The sequence below is a fragment of the Fibrobacter sp. UWR3 genome (assembly GCF_900143055.1).
Classification (GTDB): domain Bacteria; phylum Fibrobacterota; class Fibrobacteria; order Fibrobacterales; family Fibrobacteraceae; genus Fibrobacter.
Window position 1 is genome coordinate 210,096 of the sequence record NZ_FRCW01000003.1, and the last position, 26,457, is coordinate 236,552.

A 26,457-nucleotide genomic window follows, 5' to 3' on the forward strand; every position below is an offset into this window, starting at 1 on the left:
GTCATGCACGAAGTGCAATGACATTCAACTTACTTCTGGTGAGCCTTATACCACTTGATGAGCCCGTTGGTAGAGCTGTCGTGGTTCAGTTCGGCATCAGCCTTGGCAAGTTCCGGGAGGATCTTCTTCGCGAGCTGCTTGCCGAGTTCAACACCCCACTGGTCGTAGCTGTTGATGTTCCAGATAACGCCCTGCGTGAAGATCTTGTGTTCGTACATGGCGATGAGGGCGCCGAGCGTTTCCGGAGAAACGTAGTCCATCATGATGGAGTTGGTCGGCTTGTTGCCTTCGAACACCTTGTGCGGGGCAAGGAATGCGATTTCTTCTTCGCTCTTACCGTCCTTGCGGAGTTCTTCCTGGGCCTGGGCGAGCGTCTTGCCGTTCATCAAGGCTTCGGGCTGTGCAAAGAAGTTGCTGAGCAGCTTCTGGTGGTGATCGCCAATCTTGTTGTGGCTGTTTGCCGGGGCGATGAAGTCGCAAGGAATCATCTTGGTGCCCTGGTGGATGAGCTGGTAGAAGGCGTGCTGGCCGTTCGTACCCGGTTCGCCCCAGAGGATCGGGCCCGTCTGGTAGTTCACGCGCTTGGAATCGCGGTCGACGGTCTTGCCGTTCGATTCCATGTCGGCCTGCTGGAAGTAGGCAGCAAGGCGGTGCAGGTACTGGTCGTACGGGAGCATCGCATAGCTCGAAGCGCCGAAGAAGTTGTTGTACCACACGCCGATGAGGGCGAGGATAACCGGCATGTTCTTGTCGGCCGGGGCGGTCTTGAAGTGCTGATCCATTTCGTAGGCGCCCTGGTGCAGCTTCATGTAGTTCTCGAAGCCGATGCGGAGAGCGATGGAGAGGCCGATGGCAGACCACAGGGAGTAGCGGCCGCCGACCCAGTTCCAGAATTCGAACATGTTGGCAGTGTCGATACCGAAGGCAGCGACGGCCTCGGTGTTGGTGGAGAGCGCAACGAAGTGCTTGGCGATGGACTTTTCGTCGCCATTGAAAGCCTTGAGGACGGCAGCCTTGGCGGTTTCGGCGTTCGTCATGGTTTCAAGAGTGGTGAAAGTCTTGGAAGCGACAATGAAGAGCGTTTCTTCGATGTTCACCTTCTTGAGGGTCTCGGCCATGTGCGTGCCGTCGATGTTAGAAACGAAGTAAACTTCCGGGGAGTATTCGCCGGCAATCGGCTTGTCTGCATAGGGCTTGAGGGCTTCGGTCACCATCACGGGGCCGAGGTCAGAACCGCCGATACCGATGTTCACCACGTACTTGATGGACTTGCCGGTGTGGCCTTTCCACTTGCCGCTGCGGACGAGGTGGGTGAAGTCTTCCATGTGCTTGAGAACTGCGCGAACTTCGGGCATCACGTCCTTGCCGTCGACGCAAATCGGATCGTTACCCTTGTAGCGGAGAGCGGTGTGGAGCACGGCGCGCTTTTCGGTGGTGTTAATCTTTTCGCCGGCGAAGTACTTCTTGCGCATGTCGTCGAAGTTGGCGGACTTGAGCAAGTCCTGGAGCTTGGCCATGGTCTCGTCGGTGATGATGTTCTTGGAGTAGTCCAGGAAGAGTCCGCAGGCTTCCAGGCTGAACTTCTCGGCACGGGCCGGGTCCTTCGCGAAGAGTTCCTTCATGTGCCAAGTCTTGGCGACTTCGGCGTGGGCCTCGAGGGCCTTCCATTCCTGAGAATCAGTCAGTTTCGACATAGATTAATCCTTTCCGCTACACGCGGGTTCATGTTTCGTGCGAAAAGTTAGAAAAAAGGCTCTCTTTCGTCTTTCGTCTGTAGGGCCGAAGGTCCGTTCTTTCGTCTAATATGCTACATTCAAAAGCATGGATACTTCATTACTTGACAAGGCAATCGTCTTCGCCGTAAAGGCGCACCAGGGCGTAGAGCGCCGGGGCAAGGACTTCCCGTACATTGTCCACCCGATGGAGGCAGTCTCGATTGCCGCCACCATGACCGGCGACCAGGAACTCCTGGCGGCAGCCGCACTGCACGATACGGTCGAAGATACCGATGTCACACTCGACGACATCCGCCGTGAATTCGGCGAGCGCGTCGCGAAACTGGTAGAAGAGGAATCCGACGTATTTATGGAAGGGGTCTCCGAGGAAGCTTCCTGGCATGCCCGCAAGCAGGCCTCGATGGAGCGTCTCTCAAAAGCAAGCCGCGACGCGAAAATCGTAGCGCTTTCCGACAAGCTCAGTAACGCCCGTGCCATCTACCGCGATTTCAAGGAAAAGGGTGACGCCATCTGGAATATATTCCACGTGAAGGATGTTGCCGAACACGAATGGCACTACCGCGGGCTCCAGCGCGCACTGCACGAACTGGCGGGCACATTCGCCTTTACCGAATTCGGGCAACTCGTCCGCGAAATCTTTGGCGAACCCAAGCCCGAACGCATCAACATGGACGACTACGAGGAAAGTGGCGACGGCTATACTGCGATAAGCTACAACCACAAGAACGGCAAGACGATGATGAAGCTCTACGCGCCGTTTGTCCCGATAAGCGAGCCCCACCGCGAACTCGAAGTGTCATGGAACCTTGCCGACAAAGGCCTGAACATCCCGCACGCGCACCGCCTGGTAACGGACGGCACCCGCATCGGCGTGGAATTCGAGCGCATCTCGCCCAAGAAGTCCTTTGCCCGCGCGATTTCGCAGGAACCGGAGACTCTCCGGCGCTATGCGGAGGAATTCGCCCGCGAATGCAAGAAACTCCACGCGATTCCCTGCGACACGAAACTGTTCAGCCCGACAGAGAACCGCTTCCGCGCGGCAATCACCAAGCTCAAGGAATACTCCGACGAGGAAAAGGCGAAAATCTCGGCGTTTATCGACAGCGTACCGAAGGCGACCACCTGCATCCACGGTGACATGCACATCGGGAACATCATCACGAACGGCGAAAAGAACTTCTGGATAGACCTTTCCGCCTTCAGTTACGGGAACCCGCTCTACGACGTGGGCATGCTCTATTTTGTTTCGCACACGGGCGACGACGAACTAGCGCAGAAGCTGTTCCATATCAGCGCGGCGCAGATGCTCGAGGTCTGGACCTACTTCGTTCCCGAATATTTCGGCAAGGAAGAGCCGCTCGCAAGCATCGACGAGAAGGTAAAGCCCTTCGCGGCACTCCTCATGCTCATGTACTACACCTGGACGGGAAACCCGCCTGCGGGAATGTTCGAACTCGTGAAACATTCCATCCTGGAAAAATTCTAACCGGAGACTTGCCCCATGCCTGTTGTTCCTGTAGAAAGTTACGGCCTGCATCCGCAGGGTACATTCATTATCGAGGAATTCCGCGAGAAGCACGCGATGTTCGAGAAACTGCTCACGGTCGTGCGCGGGATTCTTGAAAACGCAATGGCAGAAAACCACATCTACGTGAATGCCATCGAGGCGCGCGTCAAGGACGAGAAGAGCCTCGTGGGCAAGCTCGAACGCAAGGGCGAAAAGTACCACACGCTCAGCGACCTTACCGACATTTTGGGTGCGCGCGTCATCACGTTCTACTACGACGAGGTCGACAAGATTGCGGCAATCGTCGGGAACACTTTCGAGGTGGACTGGGAAAACAGCATCGACAAGCGCAAGATGCACGACCTGCACAGTTTCGGCTACAGTTCGCTACACTACATCTGCCGCGTCCCGAAAAAAATTTTCTTTGACCCGGAATTCCCCGAGATAAACGACATACGGTTCGAAGTGCAGATGCGTACCGCATTGCAACACGTATGGTCGGTGCTCGACCACGATACCGGATACAAGTCAGGGGTCGAAATCCCGAAGGAATACCTGCGCAGCATCAACAGGCTCGCGGGCCTGCTGGAACTTGCCGACGAGCAGTTCTGCCAGATACGCACGGGCATCAACGAATACCGGCGCCGCGTGCAGTCGCTCGTGAGTACCGGAAACTTCGAGGAGGTCTCGCTCGACGGCGATTCGTATGCGAACTACCTGAAGCTCAAGCCCTTCGACGCGCTCAACAACCGCATCGCATCCATAAACCAGGCCGAAATCAGCAAGTCCCCGCTGCGCCAGTACCTGGACGTGTTCAAGCATCTGGGGTTCAAGACCCTCGGCGATTTGGACAGGTTCATCAAGGAAAATTCCGACGACGCCTTCCAGCTGGCGGCATTCCAGCTCGCGAATACCGACCTGGACATCATCAGTTCATCGCTCGGGGTAATGAGTCTCATTACCGTCTACGCGCTCAAGTCGGGCTCGGGCCCGCTCGGGCTCAAGGACATATTCGATATCCTGTACGGTGAATCCGACGGCAACAAGCAGCGGGCCGAACGCCTTTACGAGAAGGCATCGCAGCTCTCGTTCATGCAGAAGAAATAGCGGGATTGCCAAGGAACAGCGGATTTGAACATGTCTGAAATTGAAGCGCTCATCAAGAAACTTTCACCGCTCATGGAAGAAGGGTCCGAGATTTTCAAGGAACTGGCGGTCTTTTTCGGGCCCGGCTCAAAAATCGCGACGCACCAGGGCGACCTCGCGAAGTTCCTGGGGCGAAAGCGCCTTTACCGCGTGCTGAGGCTTTCGGGCAGCAGCTACAAGGATTGCGTGTACCAGCTGGTCGACGATCATCCCGAATCGATGGAGGCGCTCGGGATGCTGCGCTACTACACATCGCCCGGCGGGAGCATCAAGTGGGAAGACATTGAGTCGGCAGAAATCGCCCTCGGGAAGGAACTGACGACAAACGCCTACGGGTGGATGCCCGACGCATGGACCGCTTTTGAAGGCGCAGACGGCGAAGGGCAGGGTTCCGGCGAAAAAACGCACGGGCTTGTCGCCATCCTGGCATTCGATTACGGGGACTAGACTGTCATACCGCAGCCGGACTTTGTCCAGCAAGAGTATCTATGGACACCCTTGCGCCGAGGGCGCTTCGGTGTGACGAGCAGGATTACGGCGCAATAAATTCGAACAAGGTAATGCCGGGAAGTTTCCCCTTGCGGCTTACGAGATATTCGGCAAAAGGCTGGTCCACAACGCGTTTCTTCTGGGACGATGCATGGCGCAGTCTGGGCGCCTCTCCCGGATTTAGCACGACAAACCCGGTGTGGGTCGCATCGATTTTTTCGGACTTCGCGACAAAGGCAACGCCAAGCACCTTCAGGCTATCGGAATGCGGGACCTTCGCCCATTCGAGCGCCTTGTCGTAGGGCAGGTAACGAATTTCCACCTGCGGGTCATCGGCTTCCTTGCCATCGACCAGGTACTTCATGCGTTTCGCCTTGAAAAAGTCCTTCTTCGGGAGCGTGCGCGATATTACCGTATCACCTTCCACGGGGAGCACGCGGGCAAACATGCCCTCGCCCACCCAGTCGGCAAGCAGGTAGTGCTTGCGGGTGCGGTAACTTATTTCCCCGCCAAGATAGCGGATTTTCTGCAGTACGTTAAACAGCGAATCCTCGCTCGGGGCAAGAGCCATCGCCAGCGTGTGTTCCAGGAAGGTCACGCAGTCCACGGAATCCAGATAAACGAGCGGCTTGGGCTCAATCGGGTCAAGCGTTCCCTCGCCCATGGGCCCGAGACGGTAGGGCGTTCCCTGCAATTTCTTGGAGAAGTATTCCAGGCGGGCATCGAGGCCCTTCACGCCCTGCGCGGCAATCCACATGTCCTTCATGCGCACAAGCGACGGGAAGCCCTCATTCGCCCACTCGACAAGCTTGACCCACAGGGTATCCATCACGTCCTTGCAGTCGCCGTCCTTGTTCTTGCCTGTCTTGTTCAGGTACATCGCCACGGCAAGCGTATCGCCCTGCGCAAATATGTAACCCGCAAGGCCATGCACCTCCGCAATATAACCCGTCTTGAAGCGCGTCGCCCACGGGTACTGCAGCGTGTACATGCGCTTGCTGCCGGAACCGATCTTGGGGCTCGCGAAGGAATTGATGTAGTATTCGTGCTTGGGGTGGCGCGCCATAGCGGCAAGCATCTGCGATTCGGCGGAGGGTTTCAGTTTATTCTTTGGAGCAAGCCCGCAACCGTCGTACACTTCGAACCCGCTGGAATCCACCCCGATGGCGGCAAGGAACCTGCGTTCAAGCATCTTGCCCGTCTCGACGCTCCCCACCCCGAACTCGCGGGCGGCGGCGTTGCGGAAAAGCGTTTCGGCATGCAGGTTCTGGCTCCGCTGGTTAATCTCGTCGAGCATGCTGAGCAACGGCGCGGTAGAGAACGCATACTGTTTCACGAGAGGGTTCGCAGGAGCCGTCGTATCTTCGCGGAAGGCTACCCCGCGGTCACGGAGCGCGGTAAGCATCGCCGCACGGAAATACCCGATACCGCCACGGACGGGAATCACGAACTGGCTCGAGTCGGAATCGATATCGAACTCGCCCTCTACGGTAACTACGGGTTCTACCGGGTCAAGAGAACGGTTCCACTTGAGTCTCATCTTGCGCCCGCGCTTGTTCAAGGGCGCCTTCGTCGTAATTAACTTGTTCACAACACGCACATAACCCACGTCGGGCAACACGGAAACACGCACCGTATCCCCCTCGTTTACACCGGGCCTAATACGCACTACAGCACTGTTGTCGTTGAACTGGAGCGGAGTCACCTCGGCCCCGTACCAGAAATCATAAAAGTCGCTGCGCCAGTGTTCCGGCTTCCAAGGCGGCTGGTAATAGGAAGTATCAAGAACGAGCCTTCCCCTGAGGGTATCGATGCCGAGCGCCTTGATGGAATCGGCAATACCGTAGAGCCACATGAGCGGATCAGTGTAGTAACGTGCCGAAATGTTCGGGTCACCCTCGCCGCGGACGTTCAGCGTGCCTCTAAACACATTTCCTTCCTGCGCCCCCATAAGCGAGAACTTCGTCTCGGGTTCATAATCGAGCGGCAAGAAATGGAGCGCCGTCGCCGTGGAGAGCGTCTTCATGGTGCTCGCGGGCGTAAACAGTTCGTTCCCGTTGATGTTCGCCAGTTCCTTGCCCGTATTCACGGAACGCACGGATAACCCGAAGCTCACCTCGGGCAACAAGGAATCCACGTAGGCCTGGTATTCCGCGACATCCAGCCCCGCGCCAACCGCAGGCAGTACCGCCCAAAGGGCAAGGGAAACCAACCTCGCGAAAAACTTCATCAGGACTTCGTCCCTTTTTTCTTGCGGTTATGGACAAAATAAACAACCAGCCGCGCGAAAAGGGCAATCATCACGAGCCCCGCGGCAATACCCGCAAAGAACACCATGCGCCACGCCGGCTGCGGAGTCGGGAGCGGTTCGAACTGCAGGTCTTCGGGTTCGATTTCCTGTATTTCTGTCGCAAAGGCAGTTTCCGCGCGCGCAACCAGGTCAGCTTCCTTTTCAGTTTCCTTCTGGCCCAGTATCTCCATTATCCTGAAATGCGCCTGCACCAGGAGTTCCGCGAGTTCATGGTTGCGGGCAGCCTTGTCTTCCGTCACGGCGAACATGGAGCCCATGTCGTTTGCAAACTTGATAAGCACGCCCTCGATGGCGCCCCACTGAGGAATGTTCGGGAAGCTCTTGCCGCTTTCGAGGCTCTGCACCAACTGCGAGTAACGGCGGTCCTGGTTCCAGATGCTTATGAGCCCGCGGTCGGAAGGCAAAAAGCCCACGGCACGGCAGTACGCGTCCAGGTTGTCGGTACGCAACAGGTAAGCAAGCAGGGACTGCGCCGCGGCAAACTTCGTCGAATCGCCCCCTGTCGGCAAGACAAGGTGGCTCCCGCCCACGAACGTGGACTTGAACGAGGACGCAAGGAAGGGAAGGATGATGATGCCGTCATCGGCAATCGCGCTGGAACGCAGCCCGCCCGCCTCTTCGGAAAACTCCAGCTGGCGGATAAGTTCGGAGGTACCGTAATGGATAAGCAGTTCGGAATTGATGAACCGCACCGCGTTCTGCTGGGAATTTTCGTGCAGGCTTTGCGGGGCCAGTTCCTCGTCACCGAGAATCGCCGCATACACGGCAAGCCCGTCAAGCGTCTTCTGGTCAAGCAGGGCACTCGTGCATGCGCCCTGCCTGCAGTCCAGGAAATCACCACCGAAATTCCAGATAAACGGAGCCATCTGCTGGGGGCCGGTCCAATCCTCGTGACCGGGCAGAGCGAACGCCGCCACGCGCTTCATCTCGGAATTCTTGAGTTCACCACGATTGATGGCACGGAGCGCACCCATGAACTTGGAATACGACGCGATGTCCGATTCCTCGATACCGAGCGTATGCCACAGCCACTCGTTCGCAAAAAGTGCACGCACGTCGAGGAACCACGGGAACGAGTACACTTCCTTGCCTGCGCCGATGTGACTTGCGCGGAACGCTTCCGCATAGAATCGGGACGAATCGACCTGCGCAATGAGGGAATCGAGCGGGCGTATGCTGCCTACCGACGCAAAGTGGGGAACCCAGGTAGACCCCAACTGGATAACATCCGGGAAATCCGCGACAGAATCGGGACTCGCAAAGGCCTTCGTAATGACATCGTACGCCTCGCCCCAGTTGAGCACGCGCACTTCTACAGGAATACCCGTGTCACGCTGGAACTTCTTCACGAGTTTCTTGACCGCCTTCTGCGAGCCGAGCCCGTTATCCATCATCCACAAGTGGAGAGTATCCGCGTCAGCACTCCTCAATTCCGGCACCGCAACCGCCGCCGTCGCCACCAGGGCAACCGCAACTGCTGCACGCACGATATGTCGGGACAAACGGATCATTTTGCGAGTCGGGTAAAGTCTTCGAAGAAGTGGGGGTAAGTCTTGTTTACGCAGGCGGGGTCCATGATCTTCACCGCAACACCACCGAGCGAGACCAGGCTAAAGCACATCGCCATGCGGTGGTCGTTGTATGTCTCGACTGTCGCGGGCACAAGTTTTTCCGGAGGCACAATCGTGATGCTGTCCATGTCGGTCGTCACGCGCGCGCCGAACTTCTGGAGTTCCGCAGAAATCGCCGCAATGCGGTCGGTTTCCTTCACGCGCCAGCTCGCGATACCGCTTATCTTCGAGGGGCTGTCGGCAAACAGTGCAAGCACCGATACCGTCATCGCCGCGTCGGGAATGTCGTTCAGGTTCAGGTCCACTCCGTGGAGGCTGCACCCGTTACCGTCGCACTCGATCCAATCCGGACCAACTTCCACCCTTGCCCCCATCTTGCGGAGGACATCCACAAACGCGACATCGCCCTGGATGCTGTCCTTGCCCACGCCGAGCACGCGCACCTTGCCGCGAGCAATGGCAGCAGCTGCCAGCGGGTAGCTTGCCGAACTCGCGTCGCCCTCCACGTCGTAATCGGCGGGAGCAGTGTACACGCCCTGCGGCACGTAGAAGTCGCGCAGGTTTTCGTGCCTGACCTCGATACCGAAACTGCGCATGACATCCATCGTCAGTTCGATATACGGAGCAGAAATAAGTTCACCCTTCACGTGAATGTGGAGTGGAACCTTGCAATACGGCGCACAAATGAGGAGCGCCGTCAGGTACTGGCTCGAAATATTGCCGTTTACCTCCACATAGCCGCCCGCAAGGCCCGAGGCCTTGATATGCACCGGCGGGTAGCCTTCCGTCTCGCGATACTCGATGCTTGCCCCGAGCGAACGGAGAGCGTCCACCAGGTCGCGTATCGGGCGTTCGCTCATGCGTTCTTCGCCCCCGAGGGAAAATTCCCCGCAGCCGAGCGTGAGCGCCGCCGTAAGCGAGCGCATCGCCGTGCCCGCATTGCCGAGGTACAAATCTACCACGCCCTCAACCGAAATCGGGCCCGCGTTCCCGGTCACCACCGCCTCGGAATAGTCATCCGAAAAATCAATCTTCACGCCGAGTTTCTGGAGCGCCTCGCCCATGTAGCGGGTATCGTCGCTTTTCAGCAGGTTATGGAGCCGGGTTGTGCCGCGCGCGAGGGCCGCAATCAAAAAAGCCCTGTTGGTAATGCTCTTGGAGCCCGGGAGCCGGACTTCACCGCTAAACGTACTAAATGCCGGTAACTGTATATAAGAGGGGCGGAACTGAAACTCATCCATATTTCAAAATTATACATTTTTACAAGATAACCGTAAATCAGCCCGTTCCAAAAACGGGCCATTTGACGGCACCGGCAATCACATACAACGTGCAGGTAAAAACATGGAACAAGGCATCACGACCAAAGACTTTGAAATCCGCTTCTCGGACTGCGACCACCACAGCCGCCTGAAACTTTCAAACCTGTTCCTGTTCATGGAAGAGACCGCCATCGCCGATGCCGAGGCGAACGGGTTCGGGCTCTGGAAAATGATGAAGGCGGGCTACACCACCGTCATCACGCGCATCAAGATACGCATACTGCACCAGCCCGTGTGGGGCGAGAAGATTTCGATATCCACCTGGGCGAAGGACTTCTACAAGGACAAGGTCGTCCTGAAGGACTACTCCATCGTGGATTCGCAGGGGCATTCCATCGCGCAGGCGACATCGAGCTGGCTGCTCGTGAACATGAAGACCGGCAAGTCGGAAAACCCGGCGAACAGCCCCTACCCCATCCCGCTATTTGCGGGCAAGAACGCGCTCCCCGAGATGATGGACATTTTGAGCCCCGAAATAGAACCGCGGGTACTGCGCACCGAGCAGGCGCACTACAGCGACCTCGACATGAACAACCACGTGAACCACTGCCGCTACGTGGACTGGGTTATGGACTCGCTCGATGCCGACGAGGTCAAGAGCCGTCGCATCCGTTCCATACAAATGAATTTCATCTCGCAGGTCCCGCTCGGAGGGAACGTCGCCATAGTGCGCTTCAAGAACACGAACCACCACGCCTATATATTCGGGATGAACGAAGACGACATGCAAGCCGCGCAGACCGCAGGAGGTTTGCTAGCCACGGGGAATGCGCAACCTCCACGCTGCCATTTCCAGGCACGCATCGGGTTCGCTGACTAGGGTAAAGACTGCGGGGGGATTTTTTGAGGTTCGGCAGACCCAGCAAGGCTTTTTCCAGCACTAGGTCTGCCGTTTATTAGTTTGTATTCAACAAGAAACCACAATTCTATCCCCGCGAGCAGACCTTTTCCCACTATACAGGCGATTTGGTCTGCCGAAAAGCCCCCTCAGGGCACCATCGCAAGCATATTTCCTCCGATTTTCGCTACTTCCAGCAGACCCACAGAGCATTCTGCAGCAATCTGGTCTGCCAAAACAACAAAACCGCCATCATTCATCAACCACCACACCGATATCGGGCCACATTTCAAACCCGACGCTCCCCTGCAGGTCGGTGCGGAAGAACCGCGCCGTATCGCCAAGCACGTAGGCATACTTGCGCACGACTTCTTCGCGGGGGTGCCCGTAGGCGTTGCCCGCACCCACACTCACCACGGCGTAATCCGGCGCAACACGCGAAATGAACCGGAGCGAACTGCTGCCCGCAGACCCGTGGTGCGGCACCTGCAACAAGCCCGCGGAGAGCGTGGGTGAAAGTTCCAGCAGGCGGCGTTCTCCCGCAGAGTCCAGGTCGCCCGTCAGCAGGAGGGAGGCCGCCCCGAATTCCACCCGCACAACCACACTTGCAGGGTTCCCGCCCTCCCGCACGTAGTCCGGCGGCCAGAGCACGTCGAACCGCGGGGCATCACCGATGTTCGAAGACAGCCCGCGCGAACCTTCCCCGTCGCCCGAAGGCAACCCGCCGACATCCCCGATGCCCGCAACCGCCCCGCACGCAGCAAGCCCGAGCGACATGCCCCGCACCAGCGTATCCACCGGAATGCCAAACCCGCGGGCCACCCGCAGCACGCTATCCCGAATGAAGCCGCCCGAGGTATCGGGCCCGACGTACAGGCGGCGCACGTACACCCGCGGCGCATCTCCAGCCCGCGATAAACGCCCCTCGGCCCGCGATAAACGCTCCTCGACCAGCGATAAACCTTCCACCCGCGATAAACTATCCCCGACCCGCGGCGCAGTTCCGCCCAGAAACAAGCCATTTCCAGCCCGCGACAAACCTCCCCCGACCCGAGCGAAACCCGAACCCCCACCGCGACCCGCAAGTTCCATGAACCCGCCCGCATGGTCCCTGTGGTTGTGGCTCACCACCACCCACTCGAGCGTATCGACCCCGCGGGCGACAAGCGAATCCACCACACCCACAGAATCGGGCCCCATGTCGTACATCGCGTACCGCCCCCCGCAATCGAGCAGCACCGCAAGTCCCTGCCCCACGTCCAGGAACGTAACCCGCAGGGGCGAAGGTTCCGGCGACCCCTCCTCGATAACGAACCCGCACGATGCCACCAGGGCGAAAATGGCCACGAAGGCCAGCATTTTTGCTTGCAAAAAGAAGTATCTCATACCTATATATACGGGATTACCCCCCAAAATGAGCCAAAACGCCACTTTTTTTGCTATCTTTACAGCATGCAGTTACCCAAATACAAGAAAAAGAAGCGTATCAAGCTCAAAATCTGCCAGGAACCCGGCTGCGGCCGCGAGTTCTGGGGACACCCGATTGCCAAGTACTGCGAACTGCACCGCGACATCAAGTTGCGCCAGAAGCAGAAAAAGAACGTGGAGAGCATCGAGTCCAAGAACATCATCTTCCGCCACAACTACACGGAATCGATGGACCTGACCTTCAAGTGCTGTCTGGAAGGCTGCAACGAGCTGTTCACCATCAAGGTCTTCCCCAAGCAGACCGTGTATCCTCGTTTCTGCATGGAACACCGCAACGACTTCAAGCGCGAGAACTTCATCCGCGTCATGCAGAAAAAGAACGCGTAAAACCGCTACCGGCGGCGCATTTTCGCCTTTTTTACCAAAAAATTCACGCCATCCCTTGAAATTTGGGATGGCTTTTTTATATTTGGTCTCGCTACATGGTGGATGTAGCTCAATTGGTTAGAGTCCCAGATTGTGATTCTGGATGTTGCCGGTTCGAGTCCGGTCATCCACCCGAAAAAAGGCCCCGCAATTTGCGGGGCCTTCTTCGTTCTCCTCCTAACAGCCTCCTCCTTACAGACTGCTTCAGTTCCTTACGCAGCGGACTCGCCCTGCCTTCCGTCGATTGTCGGTCATCACGCCGTAATCAATCGAAATTTCGAAAGCGTAATTATCATAAATCCTGTAGTTTGCGTACGAATTCGCATATTCAAGGATCCATTCAACGTCCTCGGTGTCCTTATGCTCCTCGTAGTAATCCCACCACTCTGAACGCTCTTTTTCTATATCTCCGACAAACGACTTGTGCGTATACGTGTGGTAGTATAGGTCCAGGTACTTGCTGTCCATCGGGTAAAGGTTGAAGTCGAACCTGTTATAGAATACGCCCACCAGGTCTTTATCAGATGCGGTTTCGGAGTCTGTCCTCCAGGATTCATTGAGTAGATTGTTGACTCCCCCGACATAGGTAATCAAGGCTTCCCAGTCCAGGCTATTGGATATATGCCAGCCGGCCGGGCAAATTCCCTGATGCAGCGAATCTATCAAGCCATCCTTGATAGGCCTCGACATATAGCTTTCGTTCAACCCCATGGCAGTCGTCCAATTATAGATTCCGGTCGGAGTCACATCTACGCCACCCCTCCTGGAATGCTTGACCGTAGTTTCACCACTGTACATCAGGTCCTCGGCCATCCATTCATACTTCTTCCCGTTGAACTCGAAACTTACCGTCTTGTATTCCCGGCCGTCGCGCGGATCCTTCATAGTTCCCGACCCGTGAGGTATCGGCATCTTGAGGGAATCGAGGTGCCCCTTAGTCGTGAACTTCCAGCTATGTCCATCGCAAAGGAAGTAGGCAGGGTTCACATACGTCATCCAATCATCATTGTCATCTACGAACGGTTTGTCAAGTCTTCTTGATTCCCCCCAATGGTCTTCATCGCAGGTTTCAAAGCCAAGATAATGATCTAGTACCAAATGGTGGAAATAACGCCTCTCCGCCATAAGGTCGTACTCGTCCCTACCAATCAAGCCGGTTTCGCCAGAGTGCATCACATTGCCCAAGGAATTGTATAAATAGGCAGTGTAAGCAAGAGGCGCAATCAAGGAATCGCTGAGGGTTCCGTCTTCTTCCAGGTCATCGGCGTATCCATCCACATAATCCTGTAACATGCCACAGTCCGTATTGGCCGGGTCCATCCTATATTCCCACTCGTTTCCTTCGCCATTCCAAGGAATAATGAAGTCTCGAGTATCCACAAAAATACTGATATGATAAAGAGCCATGTCCGCAGCGGATGTACTGAAGATGTTCAGGTCTTCCGCGGAATTTACGGGAATGAAGACACCGAATGCGGCGAGCACTTCCGCAGCAGCCTGTTTCTTGGCCTGGGCAAAGGGCACGCCATCCTTGACCAACTTCAATACACGCTTGTATTCAAAATGCGTCAGCAAGTTGATATTTGCGGTAATACGTTTTTCCATGTTGGTAATGGCATTAAGGTGCAAGACGCACACAGAACGTTCGCCACTGACATCACGAATATAGTGGCCTTCGGCGGAAAGAAGCGCATACGGGCTTTCCAAATCAAGACTATCGAATTCGAAGTCACCCTTGTCGTTGATGACCGTGGTATTGAATTCCTTGCCCGTGGGTTCCAGGTTCCCTTCCGCAGATGTTTCCCGGAGTACGACGCTGGAGCCCTCCACAAACGGGCCCTTCTGCACCGCACCCGAAAGCTTTTTGCCCGCGAGGGCGACAATGCCGGCATCTTCCGAGGTTCCTCCCGCGACATCCCTGCCATCGGAACAAGCGTCAAGCACAAACACACAGGCCGGAGCCAAAACAATTCGAAGGCACGTCCTTAATTTTTCATACAAATTCATCTTTACTTATTCTCCTTTCCAAATTTCTTTTCCTTGTCCAGTTTTTCGGTCATCGGGAACAGTTGCAAGTTCAGGCGATACACCTGTTCCGTCTCGTCGTCTTCCGCGGCAATCGCCACGATGCGCCGGCGGCAATCCGCCAGTTCCTTCCGAATCCGTTCGTAAGCACGGCGCGTAAGCCCGAGGGTCAGCCCCGACATGTCGCGTTCCGAAAGCGGCAGTTCCAGGGCCTTTACCGCAAACTCCCCCATTTGTCGCTGCATGTCGCGGGCCGCCACGGGGACCGCATCTACCGAGCCCATCGAGATGGACTTGTCCGTCTGGCGGTAGTTCCCGCTCCTGTCCTTCTTCAGGAGCTTCGCACGCACCAGAAAGTCAAGCGTCTCGCTCACTTCGGCAGCGGAAATCTTTTGCTTGCAGGCACGCGCAATCTCGAGCGGCTTTGCACCCGGCATGTGCGGGGCAAGTTCGCGCAGCACCGGATTCTTCCACGACTTGAAGTAGTCGAACTCCTCTTTCCCGAGTACGCGCACCTTGTGGGCCCTCGCCAGCGCACAGCGTTCCTCGAACGCGGCACGCTTCGCCTCATCCCCCTTTGCATGGGCGTACGAAACCATCAGGACAAAATATGTGCTCTCGAAACCGGCGAGGCCCATCGCGGCGGCGACAGAACCTGCAGCCCCAACACTCAGGTTCTTCTTCCCCTCGCAAACGTACTTCAGGTAAATCGGCGACGAGAACCCGGCATCGCGCGCAAAGTCTCGCCACGTGAATGCCGAATTGCGCTTGCGTTCATCGTAGTAGTCCTGGATGAACTTGCGGTAGTCTGTATATTCAATGATCTCCTTCATGTGCACAAATATAGGTATTTTTTGCTATTCTAGAACACAAAATTGCCTTTTTTATGCAAATTTTACCATTTTTGTAGAATTTTGGCAAATTTTAGCAATTTAGAATACAAAATACGTATTCCAGGAATACAACAAAAAAAGACAAGGGAAGGCTCCGCCCTCCCTATTGACATTTCACTATACTTTTAGTATATTACTTAAAGTATATTACCAAAAGTATAGTGAGGTTATCATGATAAACCCCTTTTTGCTAGAACCATACACATCAAAGGAACTGTTCTGCGACCGCGAACTGGAACTCAAAGAAATTGTCTCTCTATTAACGAATGGTTCCAACGTGACACTCATTTCGCCTAGACGTTACGGGAAAACAGGTCTGATTTTCAGGGCTTTTGATGATCTCCGCGAAAAAAAATGCACCTGCATATATGCCGACATTTTCTCAGCTCAAAATCTAGACGACTTTCTCAAAATTCTTTCCGAAGCAATCGTTAGCGCAGTAACAAGCGAATCCATAATAAAAAAATTCTTCAACGCTCTTAAAAACGCGAGACCCTCACTCAGCTACGATCCTGTTTCCGGCAGTCCACAGGTATCGCTTTCGTTCCTGATGGACTCACAAAAACCACCAACTCTAAAATCCATTTTTGATTTTCTAGAAAAGCAAGAAACACAAATCATTTTCGCGATTGACGAATTTCAGCAAATAAGAGAATTCAAAGAAACAAATACCGAAGCCCTACTGCGGACATACATCCAACAATTACACCATGTAAAATTCATTTTCTGCGGAAGCAAAAAACATTTAATGGCAGACATGTTTACCAACGTAAAGAAACCTTTTTATGAAAGTTCAAGAACAATCTATATCAACCGTATAGATGCAGATAAATACAAGGCATTTATTACAGGTCTCTTCAAAAAGGCAGGCAAATCCATTGACGACGACGCCGTCGATTTTATCTTGGGTTGGACAAAACGGCACACTTATTACACTCAATTCGTCTGCAACCAGGTTTTTGCGGATTCATCCCAAAGGATTACGTTAGAAGATGTAAAAAACGTCGCATCCAGAATTCTTCGGTTCGAAACAACAAACTTCATAGAGCGTCGCAATCTGATTACCGAGAAACAGTGGAAATACCTCGTCGCAGTCGCCAAAGAAGGCGAAGTCAAAAAGCCGACCGCGGCAGATTTCTTGATGAAATACAAAATCGGAAACGCGGCCACCGCAAAGAAAATCCTCACTGCCCTTGTCGAAAAGGAACTACTGCTAGAGCAAAGCGACTTAAGCGGGAAAAGCTACAGCGTGTACAACGTATTCATGTCCCGCTGGATGGAATCGCTTTAAACAGAAGACCCCGCTAAAAAGCGGGGTCTTTTTTTCTCCTCCTAACAAAATCTTCCTAGTCCCTTACGCAGCGGACAGAGAACCCGGAGTTCTTGTGGAAGCCATACTCACTCACCCCTTTGCTGTTGTAGTTCATGGTCTTAGCATCCGCATAGTAGTCGTCGTCGCCATCAGAAGTCCAAAAGGTTGTGCAGAAGCCCTCACCTACGTACCCTTCAATTGGAATCTTGATGCCAACAGGCAATACGGCAAAGGAATAGATATCGGAGCCATTTCCATTATCGGCCCAACCACTTGCCGATTTGAGTCTCTCTGCCGCCGTCGATGTATACCCGTCTAATATAAATAACATACCCCACTCTATTCCCGTTGGCAGGTGCCAGCCCTCGGGGCAAATACCACGCACCGGGTATGTCGGCGAGCACATCGTTTCATCGCCGCAACCTTTGCCATTCGTGCTCCACCTGCCCACGCTATCCATTGCGGCGGACCACGTGTAAAGGCGACCGTATTTGGCGCAGTTGGCAGGATCGTTGTCATAGCACCAACTCGTGGAATCGAAGGTAATATCGCCACTTTCAAAGGGAACACCTGTGTAGGCGTAGTTCAAATTCTCCGCCATCCAGATTTGTCTGCCGATTTTTACAATCTTGTATATTTGCCCGTCACGCCCATCAGTCATAGTTCCTGTAACTCCATCTTCAAAGAAACTGATACTCGACGCATCACTTGACAACGATTCCGCAGAACTACTACTTGACTTGGCATCGCCGTTTTTACTGCTACTCGATTTCGCAGAAGAACTGCTGGACACACTTGTCTCGCTTTCGCTCGACTGCGGTGTGACGCTAGAGGAACTACTTGAACCGTCGCAGTCCTCGCAAACAGACGAAGAAGAATCCTCGTCGGGGCGGGTTGTGAAACCGCTGCTCTCGTCATCGCCGCAAGCCGCAAGCAGGAATGCGGACATGGCACATATTGCTAAAACTCTTTTCATTGTTTTCGCCTCTCTACCCTAAAATTAATCCTTCACGCAGCGGACGGAATGAATAGAGAACATGGGGTGGCCATTCAGAATCGCATTGTCATTGTTGTAAATCAAGATTACGCTGTGCACGTAGTTATCAATCATCACAGAAGACGTCCAGAAGTACGCGTAGCCGCCCTTAGCGTAGTAAACCCCATCGTTTTCCCTGTAACCAGAAGGCAACGCTGCAAAGGAATAACCATCCATTCCGGTAGCTCCGTTGCCGCTACGGTTCCAGCCGCTGGTAGTCTTGAGCATCGCGCCTGCAATCTAATCCCCCCCGACTGTCGTAAACAAAGTTCTGAACTCCTCCTCTGTCGGCAAATGCCAGCCACTTGGACACACTCCCTGTACCGGATAAGTCGGTGAACAGGCCTTGCCATAGCCGCAACCCTTACTATTTTCAGTCCATGCACCCACGCTGTCCATAGCCGCCGCCCATGTATAAAGGCGGCCATACTTGGCGCAGTAGGCAGGGTCGTTGCCATAGCACCAACTTATAGAATCAGAGGCATCGTTCTCATATTTATAGGGAACACCAGTGTATGCATAGTTAAGATTCTCCGCCATCCAAGTCTGTGTACCAATGATGACCGTCCTGTAAGTCTGGCCGTCGCGCTCGTCCTTAAAGCAATTCCCGTCTGTATCAACATCACATTGTTCTCTTTTAAGTTCCGAACTCGAAGAGTTCCCGGAACTAGAAGACGGCGAGATAGAGCCGTCATCATCCATGACACAGCGGACAGAAAGCCCAGCGGTCTCATCGCAGTTGGAAAATCTCGCTTCGTCTTTGTAATCCAAGTACACGTAATACGAGCTGTTTTTGTCGCGTTCAGTAGAACTCGCGAAGAACGCTACGGTGCCGGCTTTGCCATCGAGCCCCTCAACACTGGTATAGTGGCCAGCAGGGAGTGCCGAGAATCCGAAATCATCCGTACCCGTATTATCGCCTCGGCCACTCCAGCCGGAAATAGACTTGAGCACCTTACCAGCGATTGATGAGCCACCAACTTCCTCGAACAGGACCGTCCAATCCATTTGAGTCGGCACGTGCCAACCACTGGGACAGACTCCGCGTACAGGGTATTTCGACGGGCATGTCGAACCAAAGCCGCAACCCTTGCCGTTCGCACCCCATATTCCCATGCTGTCCATCGCGACACTCCACGGATACAAACGACCGTACTTCGCACAGTATTCAGCAGAATCATGATAACAGAGACTACCTTTCGTTTCAAAGTTCAGGTTTTCCGCCATCCAAGTCTGAACGCCGAGTTGCATGGTCCTGTAGACCTTGCCATCGCGCAGGTCCTTGAGCGTATTTGCAGTTGCATCGTATTCACTGCCGTCCGCCTTTGCGGAACTGCTAGATGTTTCGACAGGCTTTGAGCTGCTGCTGGATGGTGGAACAGCAGTATCATCATTCAAACAGCGAACAGACATCGCGTCGTGCCTGCCGCTGGCCTCGAATACATCGAAGTAATAGTACAAAATTATGTTGGTCGCCATATCACTACTACGCTCAGTAGAACTCCAAAATTTTGCAGTACCACCTTCGCGAGAGAAAAGCCCACCCCTTTCGTCCCTGAAGCCAGCAGGCAACGCCGCGAAGCCGTAATTATCCGTTCCATTGGTAGCTTCTCCCTTATTACCAACCCAGCCACTTGTAGACTTGAGCACTTCTCCCGCTGTCGATTTTCCACCAACAGCAGAGAACAATGTATTCCACTCTGTTGAATCCGGCAAGTGCCAGCCATCAGGGCAAGCATCCATCGCCGCATCCCATATATAAAGGCGGCCATACTTTGCACAATATTCAGCAGAATCATTATAGCAGAAACTGGAATCAGTTTCAAAGTTCAGGTTTTCCGCCATCCACACCTGATCGCCGATTTTTACGGTTCTATAAGTCTGGCCATCGCGGGAGTCCGTAAGTGTTCCTTCGGCAGGCTCAGAACTGCTGCTGGACAGATCCTCGACCGGAGTCGAGGATGACGACTGACGGGAACCGCTGCTAGATTCCTCGCTGCTATCGCTGCTCAGGATGACGGTGTCGCCAAAGGCTTCAATGTACTTCTCGAATGCGGGCACTTCGTCGGCATAGCCCAAGTGTTCGACGTTCTTGCGGATTGAATCGAGCGTGCCGTCGGCCGTAGCGGCAATCTGCCACTCTTCAATCGCGGCCTTCGTCTTGTCATCGCTCCACTTGCCGGTTTCCGCAAACGAATCCTTAAACCCGTCCATGCGCTTCTCGAGCCCAGGCACATCCGTCCCAGCCTGCATCAACACGCTCACGGCAAGCAGCGCAGCGTTGCCGTCGCCACTTTCATAGATGGTCAAGTCTTCGGAATTATCGAAGTCACCCGCAATGCCGAATGCAGCGAGTACTTCCTTCTCGGCCTGCTTCTTCGCATCCGCGAACTTCTTGCTCTTCTCGGTCACGAGGTACAACACGCGCTTGCATTCCAGGTCGGTGAGCATGTTTACGTTCACATGCCCGCGGTCCTTCAGGTCGCTCAGCGCAAAGAGCGTCACCGACTCCGACGTTGTATTGCCGGTAATTTCGTTGCGGTAAATGCCCGAAACTTCGAACAGCGCGCACGTAGACGAAAGCGTCACGTCGTCAAACGCGAAGTCGCCCTTGTCGCTATTGATTTTGCCTTCGAAAATCTCATCCGTCAGTTCAAGCGTCTTGCAGTCGATTCCCTGCACCGTCACCTTGGAGCCCTTCACGAACGGGCCCTTCTGCGCCAAGCCCGCGATATCCTTCGCGACAATGCCCATGTCTCCCGAGGCACCGCCAACGAAATCATCTGACTCGTCATCGGAACACGCCGCCGTCAAGATAGCCATGGCGGCAAGCGCACAGGCCGGAATAAGCCGAGCCATAAAACTCCTGTTCATCATGTTCCTCATCTCCTTTACCTCTTTTTAACTTTAAAAACTTTCTTGGTTTCGATCCGCTTGCTCAGCGGGAACAGTTGCATATTCATGCGATAAACGCGCTCCGTCTCGTCATCTTCGGTAGCAATCGCCACAACACGGCGGTAAAAATCCGCCATTTCCTTGCGGATGCGTTCGTACGAGCGTTCCGTAAGGCCGAGCACGAACCCCGACATAGTGCGTTCAGAAAGCGGCAGGTCGATGGCTTTAATCGCGAATTCCCCCATCTGGCGCTGCAGTTCGCGAGCCGCCACGGGCACCACATCCATGTTACCCATCGTAATCGTCTTGTCCGTCTGGTGGTAGTTTCCGTCCCTGTCCTTCTTCAGGAGCTTCATCCTTACCAAAAAGTTCAGCGTCTCTGTCACCTCGGCAGCGGTAATCGACGGGCTGCAGGCGCGCGCCATCTCGAGAGGCTTGGCGCCCGGCATGTGCGGGGCAAGTTCTCGCAGCACCGGATTCTTCCACGACTTGAAATAGTCAAACTCATCGTTACCCAGCACGCGCATCTTGTGCGCCTTCGCGAGCGCACAGCGTTCCTCGAACGCGGCACGCTTGGCCTTGTCGCTTTTCGCGTGCGCATACGAGACCATCAGTACAAAATAAGTCTGTTCGTAACCGGCGAGCCCCATGGCGCTCGCGACAGAACCTGCGGAACCGACGCTCAGGTTCTTTTTACCCTCACAAACATATTTCAGAAACACCGCCGACGAAAATCCGGCATCCTGGGCAAACTTCTGCCACGAAAAGACGGAACTACGCTTGCGCTCTTCGTAGTAGTCCAGGATATACTTGCGGTAATCCGTATATTCAACGATTTCCTTCATAGGTACAAATATACCCTCTTTTCGTGCATTTAGGACATAAATATGGCGATTTTAGCCAAATTTTACCACTTTTGGCTAAATTTTGAAAAATTTAGCATTTTAGAACATGGCGTTATGTTCTGAGGACATGAGAGATCCTCGCCTTCGCGAGGATGACAAGCACAAAAGCCCCGCCATTCCTGGCGGGGCCTTCCTCTTTTCCCCCTTACAGACTTTCTTAGTTCTTTACGCAGCGCACAAAGCCTTTTGGCTGTACTTCCGTGTCGGACACGTAATTCCAGTTAATCGAAATCTCGATGGTTACGAAATCCGTTTTCGTCAAGGGATAGTCGATAAATTCATCCCGTGTAAAGAATTCCCGGTTCCACACATCGTCATTGGGACTGGTTGGCTGGAAGGACATCCTTGGAGCATAGGTATGGAAATAGGCTTCCAGGAATTGCTTATCTAGCGGAACGAGATTGAAGTCCAGCCTATTGTAGAACACTCCCGTCAGGCCCTTCGCAATGGCGGTTTCCCTGTCAGTCCTCCAATTTTCGTCGAGCAGGTTGTTGGGATTGCCGTCCACGTAATCTAGCAGGGTTTTCCACTCCTCGCTATTCGCCACGTGCCAGCCGTCGGGGCAGATTCCCTGATGGAGAGAATCGATCAGGCCTTCGCGCACATACCTCGTCATGTAGCCCTCGTTAAGGCGCATGGCCTCGGTCCAGCTATATACACCCGGCTGGCGACGACTCACCCTACCTCCCCTTGGACGTGTTTCCGGATCAACAACACTATACATAAGGTTTTCCGCCATCCATTCGTACCTTTTCCCTTCGTACTCAAAGCTTATCGTCTTGTATTCCCGTCCATCACGCGGGTCAATCATAGTGCCATTTTCATGTTCAAACATCGTTGTGAGCGAATCGATGTACCCCCTTGTCTTTATATCCCACTTAAAGCCATCGCAAAGGACGTAGCCGGAATCCAAGATACGCTGTTCCCCCTCCTGATAGTCATAGACCTCTATGGGCTTGTGAAACGCCGTATATTCGCCCCAGCGATTCTCGGTGCATGCATCTATCTCCAGATGGTGCAAGAGCACCAGCTTGCTGAACTCGTATTCCTTTTTCATGACCACCAAATCATCATACGACCCTGGGTCAGCGGCTTCCTTTTCCCACATGTCGTCTTCATCGACATACTCCATATGGGTGTACATACGGGTGACTTCGTAGGCCCCGCCTGCGATAACCTGCATAATGGAATCAGCGAGTTCCCCGTCATCGGCAAAATCTTCCGCAAAACCATCGAGATAATTCTGCAATTTCGGGCAATCTTCTTTTTCATCATCAACCCAATAAGTCCATTCCGGGGTATTATCGATAAGAAGACTGATATTGAACAGGGTCCTGTCCCCTTCGGACGTATTGAATATATTCAAGTCCTCCGCAGAGGAGACATCAATATCAACCCCGAATGCAGCGAGAACTTCCCTGGAAGCCTGCTTCTTGGCTTCGGCGAAAGGCACGCCTTCCTTAACCAGTTTCAATACGCGCTTGTACTCGAAATGCGTCAGGATGTTGACGTTAGCCGTACTGCGGTTATTCAGGTTCGTGACCGCATCAAGGCGCATGGGGCATTCTGAACGTTCACCGTCGTATTCGTGAGCATAGTAACCTTCGGCAGAAAGCAGCGCATACTGGCTTTCCAGATCAAGCTCGCCAAACTGGAATTCACCCTTGTCGTTCACAGTCGTCGTATGGAATTCCCTGCCCGTGGGCTCAAGGCTCCCTTCTGCCGACGTTTCGCGGAGCACGACGTCCGAGCCCTTTACGAGCGGGCCCTTCTGCGCAGCGCCCTTGATTCCCTTACCCGCAAGAGCAACAATGCCTTCGGATTCCTCGCTCGTGCCCGCCGTCTGAGTGGAACACGCACAAAGCGCGAGGCTCAAGGCAGATACACCCATAAAAATATTCTTTCGCATAAACATATTCACTCTCCTTTACCCGATGTGGACTTGCCACGATTCTTGCCACTGTTCAAGTTTTCCGTCAGCGGGAAAAACTGGAAATTGAGTCTGCACACCTTATCCGGATGCGGCTCGTCGGCGACTATCGACACGATGCGCTTGCGGCACTTCGCAAGTTCATCCACGACCTTCTTGTAGCTTTCTTCCGTCACGCCCATAGTAATTCCGCTAAAGTGACGTTCCGAAATGGGCAACTTGTCAAGCGCCTCGAGCGCGAACTCGCCCATCTGGCGCAAGAGCGAATGCACCGCGACGGCAACCACGTTCAGGCGCCCCGTAGTAAGCGAGCGGTTCGTCTGGTGGTAATTGCCCTTGATGTCGCGCGTGATGAGCCCCGCCTTCATGAGAAAGTTCAGGCTCGCGCTCACGTCCGCCGCAGAAATCGCGGGCCTGCAGGCCTTCGCAATCTCGTGCGGTTTCGCTCCCGGCATGGCAACCGCCAGCTCGCGCACCACGGAATGCTTCCAGGTTTCGTAGAACGTGTAGAGTTCGTTCCCCAGAATCTTCACGTGGTGTGCGGCGCTCAGCGCCTGCATTTCCTCGAAACACTTCTTCTTTTCGCGATCCGTCTTCGCGCTTTCGTAGCGCACCATCAAAATAAAGTAGTCGTACTCGAAGCCGAGCAACCCCATAGCAAGCGCAGTTTTCTTCGCTCCTTCTTCCCGAAGACGCGTCTTGCCGTCGCATACAAGCTTCAGGTACGATCCGGAGGCGAACCCCGCAAGTTTCGCAAATTCTCGCCAGGTAAATGCGGAACTACGCTTGCGTTCGCTGTAGTAGTCCAGGATATACTGGCGATAGTCCTTATATTCGACAACTGATTTCATCATGACAATAAAATAGATAATCAAATTGTCCGATGCAACATTTTCTAAAAAACAAATTTGGCGATTTTAAGCAAATTTTGGAGGTTTTATATCCACCCAAAAGATTTTTGTTAAAGTAAAAAACAAAAACAGGGATTCTATAGAACAAACCGCACAAGGCATAAAAACGGAGCCCCCGGCGCATTGCCGAGGGCATTCCTTTGCTCAAAGATCCTCGCCTTCTCCCCAAAGAGGATAACTCTACTGAGGCAACAAGTTGCCAAGTATCGTATAGCGAGGATGACGTATTGTCGGCTAGCTCAGGCGGCTAATCATGTAACCGGCGCAGACTGCGGTACCGATCACGCCGGCCACGTTCGGGCCCATGGCGTGCATCAGGAGGAAGTTCTGCGGGTCATACTTGGCACCTTCCACCTGGGAAACACGTGCGGCCATCGGCACGGCGGACACGCCAGCAGAACCGATAAGCGGGTTCACGGGGTTCTTCGGAGAGCACCAGTTCATGATCTTCGCGAGGAAGAGGCCGGCCGCGGTCGAGAAACCGAAGGCGACAACGCCCATGGCGATAATCATGAGGGTCTGCGGCTTCAGGAAGATGTCGGCAGACATCGTGAGGCCCACGGAAGTACCGAGGAAGATAGTCACGATGTTCATAAGTTCGTTGGAAGAAGTCTTCACGAGACGTTCCACGACGCCGGCTTCCTTGAAGATGTTGCCGAGCATGAGCATGATGATAAGTGCAGAAGCATCGGGCACCACGAGGATGCAGACGATCATCACCATCACGGCGAAAACGATGCGTTCGGCCTTGCTCACCTGGCGGAGAGCCTTCATGCGGATCTTGCGTTCCTTGTCGTTGGTCATCAGGCGCATGATAGGCGGCTGGATGAGCGGAACGAGAGCCATGTAGGTGTAGGCCGCCACGGCGATAGGTCCGATGAGGTGCTTTGCGAGTTTGTTCGCAGTGAAGATGGAGGTCGGACCGTCGGCGCCGCCGATGATACCGATGGAGGCCGCTTCACCGAGAGTAAAGCCACCGAGGGCCACGGCACAGAACATGGTCGCGAACACGCCGAACTGGGCGCCACCGCCGAGAAGCAGCGTACGCGGGTTGGCGATAAGCGGTCCGAAGTCCGTCATGGCACCCACGCCCAAGAAGATGATGGGCGGGAAGAGTTCCAGGTGGATACCCTGGCTAATGTAGTAGTAGAGGCCGGCAGTCGGCGTGAACATACCTTCGATGCTCCAGCCGCCATCGTAGAACCCGGCGCTCGGGATATTCACCGCCAGTGCGCCGAGCGAAATCGGCAAGAGCAGCAGCGGCTCATACTTTTTGACAATCGCCAAGTACATCAGCACGAAACTCACGATCCACATAATCACCATGGGTCCGGTGACGTATGCGAATCCGGTATCGCAAGCGAACTCGACGACCGAATTTAAGAGTGAACTCATTTATCTGTACCTCTTAGGCGATGGTCATGAGGGTCTGGCCGTCGACGACGGTATCGGTTTCCTTGACGGAGATGGAGTTGACGGTGCCGGCGCACGGAGCGACGACCGGGTTTTCCATCTTGAGGGCTTCGATGATGGCCACTTCCTGGTTGGCTTCGACCTTGTCACCGACCTTGACCTTCAGCTTGAACACGGAACCGGCGAGCGGGCACTTCACTTCGGTACCACCGGCTGCGACGGGAGCTGCGGCAGGAGCGGCAGCGGGGGCAGCGGCGACCGGGGCTGCCGGAGCGGCGGCGACGGCGGAATCAAGAACTTCTACTTCGACGTCGTAGGTCTTGCCTTCGAAACTGATACGGACTGTTTTCTTCATTTTGATTT

The 26,457-nt window shown here is 54.4% G+C and carries 19 protein-coding genes, 1 tRNA gene and 1 pseudogene; 7 read left to right on the plus strand and 14 right to left on the minus strand.

All coding sequences use genetic code 11. From position 1 onward, the window contains the following. Positions 1-29: 29 nt before the first annotated feature. Positions 30-1,694, minus strand: coding sequence for a glucose-6-phosphate isomerase (pgi, locus tag BUA44_RS04940; protein ID WP_072809251.1), 1,665 nt, complete (start codon positions 1,692-1,694; stop codon positions 30-32). A gap of 127 nt (positions 1,695-1,821) precedes the next feature. On the opposite strand from pgi, the gene BUA44_RS15005 reads away from it, so the two are divergent. The 3 genes from BUA44_RS15005 to BUA44_RS04960 are packed head-to-tail and all read left to right on the plus strand — an operon-like array spanning position 1,822 to position 4,836. Then, the gene (locus tag BUA44_RS15005) at positions 1,822-3,222 is read left to right on the plus strand and encodes a TIGR02172 family protein (RefSeq protein ID WP_083579485.1); all 1,401 of its coding nucleotides are present in this window, start codon (positions 1,822-1,824) and stop codon (positions 3,220-3,222) included. A 15-nt stretch (positions 3,223-3,237) separates the two neighbouring features. Next, positions 3,238-4,350, plus strand: a complete 1,113-nt coding sequence (locus tag BUA44_RS04955; RefSeq protein ID WP_072809253.1) for a GTP pyrophosphokinase — start codon at positions 3,238-3,240, stop codon at positions 4,348-4,350. A gap of 30 nt (positions 4,351-4,380) precedes the next feature. Continuing rightward, positions 4,381-4,836, plus strand: coding sequence for a hypothetical protein (locus BUA44_RS04960; RefSeq protein ID WP_072809255.1), 456 nt, complete (start codon positions 4,381-4,383; stop codon positions 4,834-4,836). An 85-nt stretch (positions 4,837-4,921) separates the two neighbouring features. Here BUA44_RS04960 and dacB read toward each other — a convergent pair whose 3' ends face one another. From dacB to aroA, 3 genes are read right to left on the minus strand one after another with little or no spacing between them, the layout of a single operon-like run. After that, positions 4,922-7,108: a D-alanyl-D-alanine carboxypeptidase/D-alanyl-D-alanine endopeptidase gene (gene dacB / locus BUA44_RS04965; RefSeq protein WP_072809258.1), complete on the minus strand. Its 2,187-nt coding sequence runs from the start codon at positions 7,106-7,108 to the stop codon at positions 4,922-4,924. Next, positions 7,108-8,691 carry an extracellular solute-binding protein gene (locus BUA44_RS04970; protein WP_178348742.1) on the minus strand — a complete coding sequence of 528 codons (1,584 nt, stop codon included), beginning with the start codon at positions 8,689-8,691 and terminating at the stop codon, positions 7,108-7,110. The genes dacB and BUA44_RS04970 overlap by 1 nt, the downstream gene beginning before the upstream one ends. Before the next feature lie 5 nt (positions 8,692-8,696). Next, positions 8,697-10,001: a 3-phosphoshikimate 1-carboxyvinyltransferase gene (gene aroA, locus BUA44_RS04975; protein ID WP_072809263.1), complete on the minus strand. Its 1,305-nt coding sequence runs from the start codon at positions 9,999-10,001 to the stop codon at positions 8,697-8,699. Positions 10,002-10,104: 103 nt separating this feature from the next. On the opposite strand from aroA, the gene BUA44_RS04980 reads away from it, so the two are divergent. Beyond that, entirely contained in the window at positions 10,105-10,902 is a 798-nt protein-coding gene (locus tag BUA44_RS04980; RefSeq protein ID WP_083579487.1) for an acyl-[acyl-carrier-protein] thioesterase, read from the plus strand. Positions 10,903-11,172: 270 nt separating this feature from the next. Here the strand turns inward: BUA44_RS04980 and BUA44_RS04985 are convergent, their stop codons facing one another. Continuing rightward, complete coding sequence (locus BUA44_RS04985; RefSeq protein WP_255370464.1) at positions 11,173-12,306, minus strand: ComEC/Rec2 family competence protein; 1,134 nt, start codon at positions 12,304-12,306, stop codon at positions 11,173-11,175. A 66-nt stretch (positions 12,307-12,372) separates the two neighbouring features. Between BUA44_RS04985 and BUA44_RS04990 the strand changes: the two genes are divergently transcribed. Together BUA44_RS04990 and BUA44_RS04995 are read left to right on the plus strand one after the other, a co-directional pair. Then, complete coding sequence (locus BUA44_RS04990; RefSeq protein ID WP_072809268.1) at positions 12,373-12,735, plus strand: hypothetical protein; 363 nt, start codon at positions 12,373-12,375, stop codon at positions 12,733-12,735. A 98-nt stretch (positions 12,736-12,833) separates the two neighbouring features. Beyond that, a tRNA-His gene (locus BUA44_RS04995) sits at positions 12,834-12,907 on the plus strand. Between the two features lie 71 nt (positions 12,908-12,978). Here BUA44_RS04995 and BUA44_RS05000 read toward each other — a convergent pair. Together BUA44_RS05000 and BUA44_RS05005 are read right to left on the minus strand one after the other, a co-directional pair. Beyond that, on the minus strand, positions 12,979-14,739 hold the full coding sequence (locus BUA44_RS05000; protein ID WP_072809271.1) for an FISUMP domain-containing protein: 1,761 nt from the start codon (positions 14,737-14,739) through the stop codon (positions 12,979-12,981). A 44-nt stretch (positions 14,740-14,783) separates the two neighbouring features. After that, complete coding sequence (locus BUA44_RS05005) at positions 14,784-15,632, minus strand: TIGR02147 family protein (protein WP_072809273.1); 849 nt, start codon at positions 15,630-15,632, stop codon at positions 14,784-14,786. A gap of 232 nt (positions 15,633-15,864) precedes the next feature. Here BUA44_RS05005 and BUA44_RS05010 point away from each other — a divergent pair, with 232 nt between their 5' ends. Further along, positions 15,865-16,983 (plus strand): AAA family ATPase, encoded by a 1,119-nt coding sequence (locus BUA44_RS05010; protein ID WP_072809645.1) that lies wholly within the window; start codon positions 15,865-15,867, stop codon positions 16,981-16,983. A gap of 55 nt (positions 16,984-17,038) precedes the next feature. On the opposite strand, the gene BUA44_RS05015 is transcribed toward BUA44_RS05010, so the two are convergent. The 7 genes and pseudogenes from BUA44_RS05015 to BUA44_RS05050 all read right to left on the minus strand — a co-directional run bounded on the left by BUA44_RS05015 (position 17,039) and on the right by BUA44_RS05050 (position 26,449). Beyond that, the gene (locus BUA44_RS05015) at positions 17,039-17,980 is read right to left on the minus strand and encodes a fibrobacter succinogenes major paralogous domain-containing protein (protein ID WP_072809275.1); all 942 of its coding nucleotides are present in this window, start codon (positions 17,978-17,980) and stop codon (positions 17,039-17,041) included. 24 nt (positions 17,981-18,004) lie between these two features. Next, positions 18,005-20,926: pseudogene (locus BUA44_RS05025) on the minus strand (fibrobacter succinogenes major paralogous domain-containing protein). A 5-nt stretch (positions 20,927-20,931) separates the two neighbouring features. Next, positions 20,932-21,780: a TIGR02147 family protein gene (locus BUA44_RS05030; RefSeq protein WP_072809283.1), complete on the minus strand. Its 849-nt coding sequence runs from the start codon at positions 21,778-21,780 to the stop codon at positions 20,932-20,934. Positions 21,781-21,997: 217 nt separating this feature from the next. Further along, positions 21,998-23,749, minus strand: coding sequence for an FISUMP domain-containing protein (locus BUA44_RS05035; protein WP_178348744.1), 1,752 nt, complete (start codon positions 23,747-23,749; stop codon positions 21,998-22,000). Between the two features lie 8 nt (positions 23,750-23,757). Then, on the minus strand, positions 23,758-24,624 hold the full coding sequence (locus BUA44_RS05040) for a TIGR02147 family protein (protein WP_083579499.1): 867 nt from the start codon (positions 24,622-24,624) through the stop codon (positions 23,758-23,760). Positions 24,625-24,915: 291 nt separating this feature from the next. Beyond that, positions 24,916-26,076: a sodium ion-translocating decarboxylase subunit beta gene (locus tag BUA44_RS05045; protein WP_072809289.1), complete on the minus strand. Its 1,161-nt coding sequence runs from the start codon at positions 26,074-26,076 to the stop codon at positions 24,916-24,918. A 13-nt stretch (positions 26,077-26,089) separates the two neighbouring features. Further along, entirely contained in the window at positions 26,090-26,449 is a 360-nt protein-coding gene (locus tag BUA44_RS05050) for an acyl-CoA carboxylase biotin carboxyl carrier protein subunit (RefSeq protein WP_072809292.1), read from the minus strand. Positions 26,450-26,457: the final 8 nt, after the last annotated feature.